10 protein-coding genes are annotated in these 13,479 nt (G+C 37.5%); 3 read left to right on the top strand and 7 right to left on the bottom strand.

The window, feature by feature from the left end; translation table 11 throughout:
• Window positions 1–7 precede the first annotated feature (7 nt).
• Both purC and B9N66_RS04685 read right to left on the bottom strand, forming a co-directional pair.
• Window positions 8–718, bottom strand: a complete 711-nt coding sequence (gene purC, locus B9N66_RS04690) for a phosphoribosylaminoimidazolesuccinocarboxamide synthase (protein ID WP_021091373.1) — start codon at window positions 716–718, stop codon at window positions 8–10.
• A gap of 17 nt (window positions 719–735) precedes the next feature.
• Window positions 736–2,052 carry a S41 family peptidase gene (locus tag B9N66_RS04685; protein ID WP_374057421.1) on the bottom strand — a complete coding sequence of 439 codons (1,317 nt, stop codon included), beginning with the start codon at window positions 2,050–2,052 and terminating at the stop codon, window positions 736–738.
• 207 nt (window positions 2,053–2,259) lie between these two features.
• Here B9N66_RS04685 and B9N66_RS04680 point away from each other — a divergent pair, with 207 nt between their 5' ends.
• The gene (locus B9N66_RS04680) at window positions 2,260–4,833 is read left to right on the top strand and encodes an ATP-dependent Clp protease ATP-binding subunit (protein WP_087580097.1); all 2,574 of its coding nucleotides are present in this window, start codon (window positions 2,260–2,262) and stop codon (window positions 4,831–4,833) included.
• Between the two features lie 105 nt (window positions 4,834–4,938).
• On the opposite strand, the gene B9N66_RS04675 is transcribed toward B9N66_RS04680, so the two are convergent.
• Entirely contained in the window at window positions 4,939–6,477 is a 1,539-nt protein-coding gene (locus B9N66_RS04675) for an inorganic phosphate transporter (protein ID WP_087580096.1), read from the bottom strand.
• A 130-nt stretch (window positions 6,478–6,607) separates the two neighbouring features.
• On the opposite strand from B9N66_RS04675, the gene B9N66_RS04670 reads away from it, so the two are divergent.
• Entirely contained in the window at window positions 6,608–7,510 is a 903-nt protein-coding gene (locus tag B9N66_RS04670; RefSeq protein WP_087580095.1) for a Ppx/GppA phosphatase family protein, read from the top strand.
• Between the two features lie 30 nt (window positions 7,511–7,540).
• Entirely contained in the window at window positions 7,541–7,972 is a 432-nt protein-coding gene (locus B9N66_RS04665; protein WP_087580094.1) for a GatB/YqeY domain-containing protein, read from the top strand.
• Between the two features lie 512 nt (window positions 7,973–8,484).
• Here B9N66_RS04665 and B9N66_RS04660 read toward each other — a convergent pair.
• Genes B9N66_RS04660 through B9N66_RS04645 form a run of 4 tightly spaced genes read right to left on the bottom strand, consistent with a single transcriptional unit; the run spans window position 8,485 to window position 13,451 of the window.
• Window positions 8,485–8,976, bottom strand: a complete 492-nt coding sequence (locus B9N66_RS04660) for a flagellar protein (RefSeq protein WP_087580093.1) — start codon at window positions 8,974–8,976, stop codon at window positions 8,485–8,487.
• 4 nt (window positions 8,977–8,980) lie between these two features.
• Window positions 8,981–10,327, bottom strand: a complete 1,347-nt coding sequence (locus B9N66_RS04655) for a TolC family protein (protein WP_087580092.1) — start codon at window positions 10,325–10,327, stop codon at window positions 8,981–8,983.
• A gap of 1 nt (window position 10,328) precedes the next feature.
• The gene (locus B9N66_RS04650; protein WP_087580091.1) at window positions 10,329–12,257 is read right to left on the bottom strand and encodes a MacB family efflux pump subunit; all 1,929 of its coding nucleotides are present in this window, start codon (window positions 12,255–12,257) and stop codon (window positions 10,329–10,331) included.
• The gene (locus B9N66_RS04645) at window positions 12,258–13,451 is read right to left on the bottom strand and encodes an efflux RND transporter periplasmic adaptor subunit (protein WP_087580090.1); all 1,194 of its coding nucleotides are present in this window, start codon (window positions 13,449–13,451) and stop codon (window positions 12,258–12,260) included.
• Between the last annotated feature and the right edge of the window lie 28 nt (window positions 13,452–13,479).

Below are 13,479 nucleotides of genomic sequence, written 5' to 3'. Positions count from 1 at the left end.
TTTGTCCTTAAGAAAGAATTCTTCTTAAAACTTCTTCGTAAGCGACTTTTACGCTACCAAGGTCTTGTCTAAATCTATCTTTATCAAGTTTTTCATTAGTTTTAGCATCCCAGAATCTACAACTATCAGGGCTTATCTCATCAGCTAAAATGATATTGCCATCTTTATCGATACCAAATTCTATTTTAAAATCAACTAATTTTAGATCTCTTTCGGCAAAAAATTTAAATAATATAGAGTTGATCTCCCTTGCTGTGTGTCTTAGAGTTTGAAGATCTTTTTCGCTCTTTACTAATCCCATAATGATACAGTGCTCATCTGTTACTAATGGATCGTGTAAATCGTCATTTTTGTAGTAAAACTCAACAAGTGTAAAAGGTAAAACCGTGCCTTCTTTTATGCCAAGTCTTTTACTTAGTGAACCAGTTGCAATGTTTCTAACAACAACTTCAAGAGGAATAATCTCGCATTTTTTGACTACTTGCTCAGTGTCGCTGATAGTCTCAACTAGGTCAGTCACGATGCCTTTACTCTCCAAAAGCTTAAAAAGCTGTGTTGAAATTTTATTATTTAATGCGCCTTTACCAGCTTCGTTGCCTCTTTTTTGAGCATCAAATGCTGTTAGATCGTCTTTAAATTCAGCCACAAGCAGATTTGCATCGTCTGTGGCATACATTTTTTTACCTTTTCCCTCGTAAATAAGCTCTCTTTTTTGCATGGAGATCTCCTTCTAATTTATTGTTTTATTTTTAAAATTTTGATCGTATCAATTGCTGTTTTTAATTGAATATCTTCATCAACTTTTTTTTGCGTGATTATCTTTTTATCATCTTTTGCTTCAGTTTTATTGCCCTCGCTTGTAGGATTTATCTTATTTAGCTCGCTTTTTAGGTGTGCTTTTAGCTCGCTCTCTTTGATGCTAAATGCACTATCGTCACTTTGCGGCACTTTGCCAGGATGCACGACTACATCAGGTGTTACGCCAACTGCTTGGATAGTTCTACCACTTGGCAAGTAGTATCTTGCGATGGTTAGTCTTAGTGCTTCGGTGTCGTCTATTGGTAGGATCACTTGGACGCTTCCTTTGCCAAAGGTATTTTCGCCGATTATTACAGCACGTTTATGATCTTGAAGTGAGCCACTTACGATCTCGCTAGCACTAGCACTTCCGCCATTTACTAGTGCAACAAGCGGTAGTTTTGAAAGAGTTTTACTAGCACTTGCTTTATACTCTACATTTTCAGATGCGTCGCGACCTTTTTGAGAGACGATGACGCCGTTATCTACAAAAAGATCAACTAGATCAACAGCTTGATTTAAAAGTCCGCCAGGGTTATTCCTAAGATCAAGTATGATGCCACTTGCTTTTGGATATTCTTTGATCGCTTCTTTTACCTTTGTAACAACATTTTTGTCAAAATTTGTGACACGCACATAAAGAATGTTGTCATTTTCTATCATTTTTGCATAGACAGACTCAACTTTTATAAGATCTCTTATGATCTTTACGTCAAATGGTTTTTGCTCACCTTTTCGCAAAATTGTGATAGTTATTGGAGTTTTTGGCTTGCCGCGCATTTTATTTACTGCCTCATCTATCGTTGTACCAATAGTTGAGTTCCCATCTATCCTTAAGATAATGTCGCCTGATTTTATACCTGCTTTATCAGCTGGGGTATCTTCTATCGGTGAGATAACGGTTAATGCGCTATCTTTAATGCCTACTGTTATGCCAAGGCCACCAAATTCTCCACTTGTTTGCACCTGCATATCTTTGTAAGCTTTTTCATTTAAAAAGCTTGAGTGAGCATCTAAATTTTGCATTAAACCAGCAATGGCTTTATCGATGATCTCTTTAAATTTAATATCATCAACATAGTATTTTTCAACGGTTGAAATTGTTTTTGTAAGCTTTGAAAGTGCTTCAAGCTTCGCACTTGCTTCGTCTTCACTCTTTGCAAAAAGTGCATTCACTGCTACGCTTGAGATAAGCAAGGCACCTGTAATTTTTAGTGCAAAAAATCTACTAAATTTATTCAAAATTTCTCCTATAATTTTTGGCTCAATTCTATTAGCTTTTGGCTAAAAAAAGTATAAATTTAAGCTTATATTTTTGCTTTTGGATAGTTTTTGATACAAATTTATAACAGCAAATTTTAGCAATTAAATAAAAAGAGTGACAAGCATTATAAAAATACTTGACAATATAAGACTAAAGTTATATAATGGCAACCATATAAAATAACCCAAGGAGATTTAATGGCTGATATAACAGAAAATTTAACAGCTCAGATGCAAGAAACTCTTGAAAAAGGTATTAGTTTAGCGATATTTTCTAAAAATCCGCAAGTTGTTCCACTTCATATTTTTTGGGCTTTGCTTGCAGATAGCAATTCCATTTTAAACCAAGTGTTTAATAAAATGAATGTAAGTAAAGACGCTGTCGAGCTTGAAGTAAAAAGTAAAATTTCTTCACTTCCAAGTAGCTCAAACGTTACAAAAGATAACGTTTCAGTTTCAAGAGAGCTTATAAATTCTCTTGAAAATGCAAAAGCGTTGATGGTAAGCATGGGAGATAGCTACATAGCTGTTGATACATGGATCGTTTCATCTCTTGAGCTTAGTGAGATCAAACAAATTTTAAGCAAATTTTGCGACATCTTAGAGATCAAAAAGAACCTTGAGAGCATAAGAAGCGGTAAAAAGATAGATAGCCAAACTGGCGATGATACTCTTGATAGCTTAGAGAAATTTGGTATCGATCTAACGCAAAAAGCGCTAAATAAAGAGCTTGATCCAGTCATTGGCCGTGATGAAGAGATCACTAGAATGATGCAAATTTTAATAAGAAAGAGCAAAAACAACCCTATCTTGCTCGGTGAGCCAGGCGTTGGTAAAACAGCCATCGTTGAGGGCTTGGCTCAAAAGATAGTGGCTCGCGACGTGCCAACAAGCCTTGCAAACAAGCGTGTCATCGCACTTGATATGAGCGCAGTTGTAGCTGGTGCAAAGTATAGAGGCGAGTTTGAAGATAGGCTAAAAGCTGTCATTGACGAGGTTAAAAAAGCTGGAAATATAATACTTTTTATAGATGAGATTCACACCATAGTTGGAGCTGGTGCGAGCGAGGGTGGAATGGACGCAGCAAATATCCTAAAACCAGCTCTTGCACGTGGCGAGCTTCACGCTGTTGGTGCGACGACATTAAAAGAGTATAGAAAATACTTTGAAAAAGATGCGGCGCTTCAAAGACGTTTTCAGCCGATAGATGTTAAAGAGCCAAGCGTAAATGAGGCACTTCAAATTTTACGTGGTATAAAAGAGCGTCTTGAAGTTCATCACGGCATCACGATAACAGATAGTGCGCTAGTTGCCGCTGCAAGACTAAGTGACCGCTACATCGCAAACCGCTTCTTGCCAGATAAGGCGATAGACCTTATTGACGAAGCCGCAGCTGAGCTTAAGATGCAAATAGAGAGCGAGCCATACGAGCTTTCAAAGATAAAACGCGAGATCGTAACGCTTCAAGTAGAAAAAGAAGCTCTAAAGATGGAGGATGCGGATAAAAATAAAGAAAGACTTGGCGAGATCGAAAAAGAGATAGCTGACCTAAACGAGAAAAAGCTAGCGCTTGATACTAAATTTGAAAACGAAAAGGCTGTTTTTGGCGGAATTTCAAAAGCTACAAAAGAGATCGATAGCTTAAAATCACAAGCTGAGATAGCAAAAAGAAATGGTGATCTTCAAAAGGCTGCCGAGATAGAATACGGCAAAATAGCTGACGCTAAAAAGCACAAACACGAGCTTGAAGAAAAATGGGAGAGCATGAAAAAAGAGGGCGTGCTTCTTAAAAATCAAGTCGATGAAGAGCTTGTGGCTGAAATTTTGAGCAAATGGACTGGAATTTCAGTTAAAAAGATGCTAACAAGTGAAAAAGAGAAATATCTGCGCATCGAAGAGCATCTAAGAGAGAGTGTCGTCGGTCAAGATGACGCGCTACATGCACTTGCACGTGCTGTTAAGAGAAACAAAGCAGGGCTAAATGAAGGTCAAAGGCCGATTGGTTCGTTTTTATTTCTTGGGCCAACAGGCGTTGGTAAAACCCAGTCTGCTAAAGCTTTGGCTAAATTTTTATTTGACGATGAGAAGGCGCTTATCCGCTTTGATATGAGCGAATATATGGAAAAACATAGCGTGAGCAGGCTTCTTGGTGCGCCTCCAGGATATGTAGGCTACGATGAGGGCGGTCAGCTAACAGAGGCAGTTCGCAGAAGACCTTACTCAGTTATACTTTTTGACGAGGTTGAAAAGGCTCACAAAGATGTATTTAACATACTTTTGGGAATTTTAGATGACGGACGTGCGACTGATAACAAAGGTGTAACGGTTGATTTTAAAAACACTATCATCATTTTAACTTCAAACATTGCTTCAAATTTCATCATGGAGCTAAAGGGTGAAGATCGTGATGTGGCTGTTAAAAATGAGCTTAAAAACTACTTTAAACCTGAGTTTTTAAATAGGCTTGATGATACTATCATCTTTAATCCTCTAAACGAACAAGGTTTGATATCTATCGTTGAGATCATGTTTAAAGAGTTTGAAAAAACTCTTCATAACCGCGGTATCAAGGCAATTTTGAGCGAAGAGGCTAAGAAATTTATCGCAAAAGCTGGCTTTGACATAGTTTATGGCGCAAGACCTCTTAGAAGAGCGCTTTACGAGCTAGTTGAAGACAAGATCGCTGATATGATCTTAAAAGATGAGCTTGAAAGCGGCGATGAGATCACCATTGATAGCGATGGTGAGAAGATCATTATTAAGAAAAAATAACTTCAAATTTACTTGGCAGGTTGAATCAACTTGCCAAGCTCTCATATAAGATTTATACAAAAAATATCTAAAAAATAGGGTGCTTTTTGCTACTTAAAAATATGACTAAACGCCTAAAAATTTAGCAAGGGCAAAATAAAATATAGCCGATGATATCGCAGCTGCAGGCAGTGTGATGAGCCAAGCAAGAATGATTGGTCTTACCATTTTCCAGTTTGCATTTTTATTTACGATGCCAATGCCCAAAACCGCGCCTATTAGGATATGCGTCGAGCTAACTGGTATGCCAAGCTTTGTAGCTAGAAGTATGACGATACTTGAGGCAAGCTCGGCACTAAAGCCAGTTGTCGGTAAAATTTCAGCTAGTTTTGAGCCGATGGTGGTGATCACCTCTTTGCCTAAAAACCAAAGTCCGACGACAAGTGAGATGCCAAATGTTACCATTGCGATGCTAGGTATCGGCGAGCTTTCGTTTATAGAGCCAGTCTTTAGCACATCAAGCACAGCGGCAAATGGTCCAACTGCGTTTGCAATGTCGTTTGCGCCGTGTGAAAATGCAAAAGATGAAGCGGTAAAAATTTGAAACCATGAGAAAATTCTATTGATACTTTTTTCGCTATCGTTTTTGCTCATGACGTTTATAATAGCAAGGCTTGCAAGATACGCTAGAGCCCCAATCACAAAGATGATCCAGACGGTTTGGATGATACTAAAGGCTAAATTTATATGCTCTAGCCCTTTAAAAAGCATCATCGACGAGATCACCATCGCGGCAAATCCAGCGATGATTGGGATGTGCTTTTTCATCGCTTTAAAAGTGTCTATCTCTTTTTCACCATCTTTCATGATGCGAATTTTTGAGCGATACTCGCTGTATTCAGTGGTTTCGATTTCGTCCTCGTCGATAACTGCGATCTTTGAAAGAGTAGCTATTTGCTCCTCAGCTGGCTTTGTTTTTAGTGCTTTTATGAAGCTTTCTTTATATGCTTTTCGCTCAGCTTTTAGAGCTTTTAGATTCATTTTAAGTTCATGTGTTGGCTCGATAATCTTACTTTTTACATAGCCAAATATAATGTAAGACATCACGCCGCCAAGCAGTGGCGAAATGACCCAACTTACGGCGATTCTACCGATCTCGCTCCATGAGACCATGCTAAATGGCTCTGGATCTTTTATCATAAAACCCATAGCAAGTCCTGCGCCAACGATGCCGCCAACGATCGAGTGAGTGGTCGAGACTGGCAGACCTTTTTTGGATGCGTAAAATAGCCAAAGGCCTGAGCTAAGAAGGGCTGAGATCATGATGATGACAAATTTCATCGGGTTTAGATCGCTTGGAAATTTCACGATCTCGTTTCTAATCGTATTTGTAACCTCTGATCCTGCAAATATCGCACCGCTAAGCTCAAAAATAGCTGCGATGATGAGAGCTTGCTTAAGTGTTAGCGTCTTAGCACCAACGCTTGTGCCAAAGCTATTTGCAACGTCATTTCCACCGATATTAAAGGCCATAAAAAGACCAAACATGCCAGCGATCAAGAATAAAAAGTAGTTATTTGTCGGGATGTACTGATAGCCCCAAACGAAAAATCCAACGCTACAAATTGCAAAAATAACAAATGCTAATAAGTTATCTCGAAGCAATCAAGCCCCCTTATAAGGTTTTTGATAGGGATTATATCTTGAAAAATATTAAAGTTTTTAGAATTTTTCAACTTTAAATGATACTAAATTATCATATGTTAGAATCTGCAAAAATTTTTAAGGATAAATTTTGGTTATAGCGATCGATCTTGGCTCAAACACATTTCGCGTAGCACTTGTCAAAAAAGAACAAAATGGCTTTAGTAATGAGCAAATTTATGAAAAGATAGTAGGAGCTGCTAGAGGGCTAAATGAAAGTGGCAAGATAGCAGATGAGTCCAAAAATAGGCTCTTTGAAGCGATAACAGAGGCTAAAAGTAAATTTGATTTTTCTAAATTTAAGTGTATTGCGGTTGCGACTGAGGCTTTTAGGGTAGCGTCAAATAGCGGGAAAATTTTTAGCGAGATAAGAGAGAAATTTGACATAAATTTTCACATCATCGGTGGTAAAGCAGAAGCAAAGCTTACATTTTTGGGTGTTCAAAATGCTTTTAAAAAGCTTGGAATCAATGATAATTTTAGCATCATTGACATCGGTGGAGCAAGTTCAGAGATTGGTGAAAATGGAAATTTTATGAGTTTTAAATTTGGCATTATTACATTTTTTGAGAAATTTAAAACGCTTGATCTGATGCAAAAAAATGCAAAATTTTATACAAAAGATGCAAGAGAATTTTTAAATAGCTTAAAAAATAAATTTATCGTGCTGACTTCTGGCGTACCAACTACTATCGCAGCGCTACGACTAGGACTTAACTACGAGAACTATGATCCAAAAAAAGTAAGCGGATATGAGCTTAGAGATGATGATCTTGCCTGGTTTGTAAATGAGCTTTTAAAGATGGACGATAAGAGCGCTGATGTGGCGGTTGGAAGAAGCAGAAAGTATCCGCTCATCGCTGGAACCTTGCTTTTAGAGGAGCTTTTAATCGGGCAAGAAGCAAAATTTTTAGTTATTGACGATGGGCTTAGAGAGGGTGTTGGGGTGGCCTATCTGCAAGGAAAATTTCAAGAAATTATCACAAATTTTTAGTTAATATTTCAAAAATTTAAAGGAGAGGAAATGAGTATAAGAGAGCAAATTTTAGCTGATATAAAAGAGGCTATGAAGGCAAAAGATGAGTTTAAAAGAGATACTTTAAGAACGCTAAATGCAGCACTTAAGCAGGTCGAAGTCGATCAAAGGATTGAAATGACTGATGAAGTGGTACTTCCGCTACTTCAAAAGGAGATCAAAAAGAGGGCTGACTCGGTTGAGCTTTATATAAAAGGTACTAGAGAGGATTTGGCTAAAAAAGAGCAGGGTGAGATTGAGCTTATTAAGGCATATTTGCCAGCACAACTAAGTGATGAAGAGCTTAAAGAGAAAATAAAAAAGATTATTGAAAGAGCTGGCAAAAATTTAGGTGCCGTAATGAAAATGGCAAAAGATGAGATAGGAGCAAGTGCTGAAGCAAAACGCATAAGTATGATCGCAAAAGAGCTTTTGGCTTAAAATCTACAATCTTATAAAACTTCTAATTTTTGAAAACTTACTTCTAAATGTTGTAAGTTTTCAAAAAATCAAATACGACTTTCATTTTAAAAAGATAATTTTAAAAGCATAATACTACTTATATGAATATGTTAAAAGGTAAAATACAAGCTTTTTTATATATTTGTATTGAAAACTATAATTTTCAAATTGTTATTTTAATTTTCTTATTTTTTCTTTTATATGAATTTAAATGTTGATTTATAGGCTTATTTTGGATTTTATCTTTTGTATGATTATAATTTATCCATTAAATTTGACATAAAAATATTTGTAAGAAAATTAGTTAAATTTTACACTTTTCAAAAAATGTGAAATTTGTATTTATCTTATATATAACTTAAAATTTGATCTACCCTATTTTGAAAAAGTGAGCAAGAGCTATCTTTGGAGTTTGTGGTTCTTGCTTTTAAGCGCAGAGCACTAACCTTGCAAAAACTGCGATAAATGTACATAAAGCGCTCGCTCAAGAATTAAATTTTATCGTCAAAAAGTGTGCGGATATCCAGTGTGTAGTTTTTAGGCATAAAGATCGGCGAGTCTAAAATTTCAAGCAAGCCATCATTAAATGAGAGAAATTCCACTACTCTTTTGCGCCTATTATCAGTTTTTATGCTCATATCGGCTAGGTGCACTACCTTTACGATCTGCATTTTATCTGCCGTCCATTCAGAAAAAGCTAGAAATTTAGAGTCCTCTGAAAACAAAAAGCAAGCAGTCGCCCTTTCGCTAAGTAAAATTTGAAGCGCATCGTCATCTTTAACTAAATTTTGATCAAAATTTGATAGTCTTTTTTCGTGGTTTGAAGGCTCATTTTTTAATTTTAGACAGTGCTTGCTATTTATAAAAAGTCGTAGCTCGCCAAGGGTTGGAGCGCCCATAGCGACCTCATAGCCTTCAAATTTGGCGCTAAATTTGCCATCACTGCTACACGCATTTGCCTCATAGTCCCAAGCCGAGCTCATAAATTTACCTATTAAATTTGCCTGCCATGGCTTTGTAGATATTTAGCTCGTCTTGTAAAAGCATGTATTTTACTTTTAATAGCCCTATTTTAGCCTCTAGCTCACTATTTTTTGCCTCTAAAAACTGCTTTAACTCAACCTTGCCATAAGAGTATTTTAGCTCGTAAATTTTTGAAATTTCCTCGTAGTTTTTTATCTGCTCTTGATAGTTTATAAGCAGCGCTTCGTCGTTTAGATAGCCTTTGTAAAATGCGTCTATTTCGTTTAATGCGCTATTTAGAGTGCTTATGTAGTTTAGTTTTGCAAGCTCAAAATTTACCTCGCTTACTTTCAAATTTGACTTTAGTTTAGAGTAGTTTAAAAATGGTAAATTTAAAGCGACGTTGCCATTTAGAAATTTAAGGCTAAATGCGCCCTCTTTTGTACTTGAACTACTTTTGAGGCTCGCTCCTAGCGTGATGCTTGGATAAAAATCTTTTTGACTAGCTTTATAGCTTAGGATGCCCTCTTCTATACGGTAAATGGCCGCTCTTAGATCAGGGCGGTTTGCTATGGCGCTTGTTGGCACGTCTAGATCAACGCCCACTCTTTTAACGGGACTTAGTATGAGGTCTTCAAATTTAAGCTCAAAATCCGGCCTCTCATTTAGCAAAATCCTAAGCATTTTCTTGGCTACGACTAGCTCTTTTTTGGCATTTTCTATCTTATTTTGAGCGTTTAAAAGCTGTGAATTTATCTGTTTTAGGCTTAGCGCCTCCTCTTTGCCAAGCTCAAATTTAAGCCCGACTATCTTAATTAACTCATTATAAATTTCTAAAATTTGCTCATAAGTTTTGATGTTTTCATTTAGATATAGGATCTGAAAATAGGCATCTGTCACGGAGTTTATCACACTTAGTTTGCTAGCCTCCAGATCAAATTTGGTAGCCTCTGCTTCAAACATCGCTGCATCTTTGCTATTTGCTAGCTTTTGCCAAAGGTCAAGCTCGTAGCTAAGCCCTATGCTTGAACCAAAATTTCTGCTAGAATCACTACCATCTTTTATGTTTTTGCTACTTCCAGCCTCGATGCCAGCGTTAAAGCTTGGGATTAAATTTGCCTCTAAAATGCCAGCTTGAGCGAGCACTTTATTTACATTTATAGCTGCTTTTGCAAGGTCAGTGTTATTTTTAAGCGCAAGTTCTACAAGCTCATCAAGGTAGCTTTGATGATACTCTTTCCACCAAGAAGTGTTTAAATTTAGCTCCCTGCTGGCGTTATCTTCAAGTAAAATTTGCTTGTAGTTTTCATCTATGTTTTTAACGGCGCAGCCGCTTAAAACAAGTACTAAAGCTAAGCTTAGAAATTTCATATTACTCCCTTGAAAGCGCATCTATTGGATTTAGTTTTGAGGCATTTTTAGCTGGCATATAGCCAAAGATGATACCAATAGCCATCGACGTAACAAGCGCAAGCACGATCGAGCCATTTGAAAAGATCATGCTAAAGCCATCTAAAAAGTTATTAAATATGTAGCCGATCGCGTAAGAAAAGGCTATACCAATAGCTCCGCCAATTAAGCAAAGTAGCACCGCCTCTATCAAAAACTGCTGCAAGATGTTGCTCTGTCTGGCTCCGATCGCCATTTTGATGCCTATCTCTTTGGTGCGCTCGGTGACCGAGACTAGCATGATATTCATCACGCCTATGCCACCAACTACTAGTGAAACTACAGCGATACTTGATATTAGAAGGCGCATGGTTGAGATCGTCTCTTCGATAGTCTGCTTGATGCTATCAGAATTTCTTGTAAAAAAGTCTTTTTTTCCGTGTTTTATCGTTAAAAGATCAGTTAGGCTCTTTTCTGCGATTTGAGCATTTACGCTTTCATTTACTTTTACGGTTATTGAGCTAATAAATTTATCGCCCGTTATCTTGTTTATCACAGTCGTATATGGAGCATAAATTTTAAGTGAGCTAGCATCGCCGATTTTAAACTCATCTTTTTGCAAAACGCCTATAATGCGAAGTGGCTTTTTATTAAAAAGTATGATCTTGCCGATCGGATCTTCGTTTTTAAATATGCTATTTTTGGTATTTTGATCTATTAATGTGACAGAATCTGAGTTTAAGACCTCATCATCATCGTAAATTCTTCCTTTTTCTAGCTTTAGTCCATTTACGTCAAAGCTCCTTACTCCACCACCTTTTAATGTCGCTGTTAAGGAGATATTTTCATATGTTAGTACGCCTGAAGTGCTTGTATTTGGAGTGACTGAGTCAAGAAATGACTGCTTTGAGAGCATATTTGCGTCACTTATAGAGAGCGTTTTTACCCTGCCCGAGAGCATGTCGCCAAAGCCTTTTCCTGGCATGATATCGATCGTATTTGTACCGATCTTTCTGATGCCAGCTAAAATTTGCTCCTGTGAGCCTTTGCCAAGAGCTACGACGCTAATGACTGCCGTAATGCCAATGATAATACCAAGCATCGTTAAAAGCGATCTTAATTTATGAGCTAGCATCGCATTTACCGACATTTTAAAACTTTCAATTAGCTGATCTTTATAATAAGTAAATTTGCTCTTTTCTGGTTGAGTTTGCTTTTTGGCCTCAAAAATTTCACTATTTCTTACATTATCACTTACGATATTGCCATCTTTTATCTCGATCACACGGCTCGCGTACTCGGCGATCTTTGGATCGTGCGTGACGATGATGATGGTGTGACCTTTTTTGTAAAGATTCACTAAAATTTCCATCACTCTTAGACCACTTTTGCTATCAAGCGCGCCTGTTGGCTCATCAGCCAAGATGATCTCGCCACCATTCATCAGCGCCCTTGCTATGGAGACCCTTTGCTGCTGTCCGCCTGAGAGTTTATTTGGTAAATTTTTAGCCTTTTCGCTAAGGCTAAGAGAGTCTAAAATCTCCATTCCTCTTTTTTCTCGGTCGCTCTTATTTGCCCCTGCGTAAATGCTAGGAAGTGTGACGTTTTCAAGAGCATTCATTGTGCTAAGAAGGTTATATCTTTGAAAGATAAAGCCAAATTTATCTCGCCTAAGCTTAGCAAGTGCGTCGCTATCAAATTTTGATATATCTTTGCCATCTAGCAGGTACTGCCCGCCACTTGGGCTATCTAAGCAGCCAAGGATATTCATAAGCGTTGATTTACCAGAGCCAGACTGACCGATAATGGCTATAAATTCGCCCTTTTTTATCTCTAAATTTATGCCATGAAGAATTTCTATCTCATTATCGCCAAGCTTAAAGCTTTTTGTGATATTTTTTAGACTTATCACTTAAAACTTCTTATTTTCTTTTTCGATCATCTTGGCTATCTCGCTTGCTGAGCCTTGTGATGTGATGATCTCATCACCCTCATTTACGCCACTAATTATTTGCGTATCTAGGTTGTCTTTTATACCGGTTTTGACCGCTGTTTTTACTGCTTTGCCGTCTTTTAAAATATAGACAAATGTGCCGTTTTCATCTCTTTTGATGCCGATGCTTGGCACGATGATAGCGTCCTTTACGTTTGCTATTAAGAGTTCATTTTGCGTTGTCATGCCTATTCTTAAAATTTTATCTTTATTTTCAACTATGCTTTGCGCGTAATAATAAACAGCTGAGTTGCTTGAAGTGCTTGAGCTTGTGGATTTGCTACTACTGCTAGAGCCGTAGCTACCATCGCTTAATGTCGTTAAGCCAGGGTCAATCGAACTAACCGTTGTTTGAAATTTTTTCGTTGGCTCAGAGAGGATCGAGTATTCAACTGGCGTGCCAACTTTTATCTTTGTGATGTCGCCCTCGGCTATTTGCATCTTCATCTTGACATAGCTAAGATCTGCGATTTTTACGATAGTTGGTGTAGTTTGGTTGGCATTTACAGTCTGTCCCTCTTCAACCTGCACGCTTACTACGGTGCCATCTCTTGGGGCGGTGATCTTTGTGTAGCCTAAATTTATCTTAGCTGTGCTTAGCTCAATATTTGTCTGTTTTATCTGAGCTTCAAGCTCCTTTATTTTGGCGCTATTTGCACTATATATGTTTTTTGCGCTTTCAAATTCTTGCTTTGAGGTGGCATTTTTAGAAAATAGTGCATTTTCTCTATCAAACTGCGTTTTAGCGATATTTAGAGCCACTTTTGCGCTTTCAAGTTGAGCTTTGTAGATGGTAAGCTGTGCTTCTTTATTGTCTATGCTATTTTGCTGGGTCGAGCTATCGATACTTGCGATCATATCGCCCTTTTTTACCTGATCTCCAAGCTTAACGTATAGCTTTTTTATCTGACCGCTCACCTGAGCTCCCACGTCGATTAGCTCGGTAGCGAAAATTTCTCCAGTTGCATCGACCTTTTTGCTAAATGATCCCCTTTTTGCCTTTTTGGTGATAAATTCCACCTTTTCATCTTTTATCTTAAAAAAATTATCATAGATAAAATATCCACCGACGCCTAAAATAAGCAGGATTATTAAAATTTTAGATTTTTTCATTACTTCTCTTTGTAAAAAATTGGTAAAT

The organism is Campylobacter concisus, assembly GCF_002165775.1.
Lineage (GTDB): Bacteria > Campylobacterota > Campylobacteria > Campylobacterales > Campylobacteraceae > Campylobacter_A > Campylobacter_A concisus_E.
Note: the sequence above shows the minus strand (reverse complement) of the source record. Positions and strands in the feature narration are given on the sequence as shown.

What these genes read in the sequence shown, in the direction of transcription:
- purC (WP_021091373.1), bottom strand. Translation starts at nt 718, where the DNA reads ATGCAAAAAAGAGAGCTTATTTACGAGGGAAAAGGTAAAAAAATGTAT.
- B9N66_RS04680 (WP_087580097.1), top strand. Translation starts at nt 2,260, where the DNA reads ATGGCTGATATAACAGAAAATTTAACAGCTCAGATGCAAGAAACTCTT.
- B9N66_RS04665 (WP_087580094.1), top strand. Translation starts at nt 7,541, where the DNA reads ATGAGTATAAGAGAGCAAATTTTAGCTGATATAAAAGAGGCTATGAAG.
- B9N66_RS04660 (WP_087580093.1), bottom strand. Translation starts at nt 8,976, where the DNA reads ATGAGCTCGGCTTGGGACTATGAGGCAAATGCGTGTAGCAGTGATGGC.
- B9N66_RS04655 (WP_087580092.1), bottom strand. Translation starts at nt 10,327, where the DNA reads ATGAAATTTCTAAGCTTAGCTTTAGTACTTGTTTTAAGCGGCTGCGCC.
- B9N66_RS04645 (WP_087580090.1), bottom strand. Translation starts at nt 13,451, where the DNA reads ATGAAAAAATCTAAAATTTTAATAATCCTGCTTATTTTAGGCGTCGGT.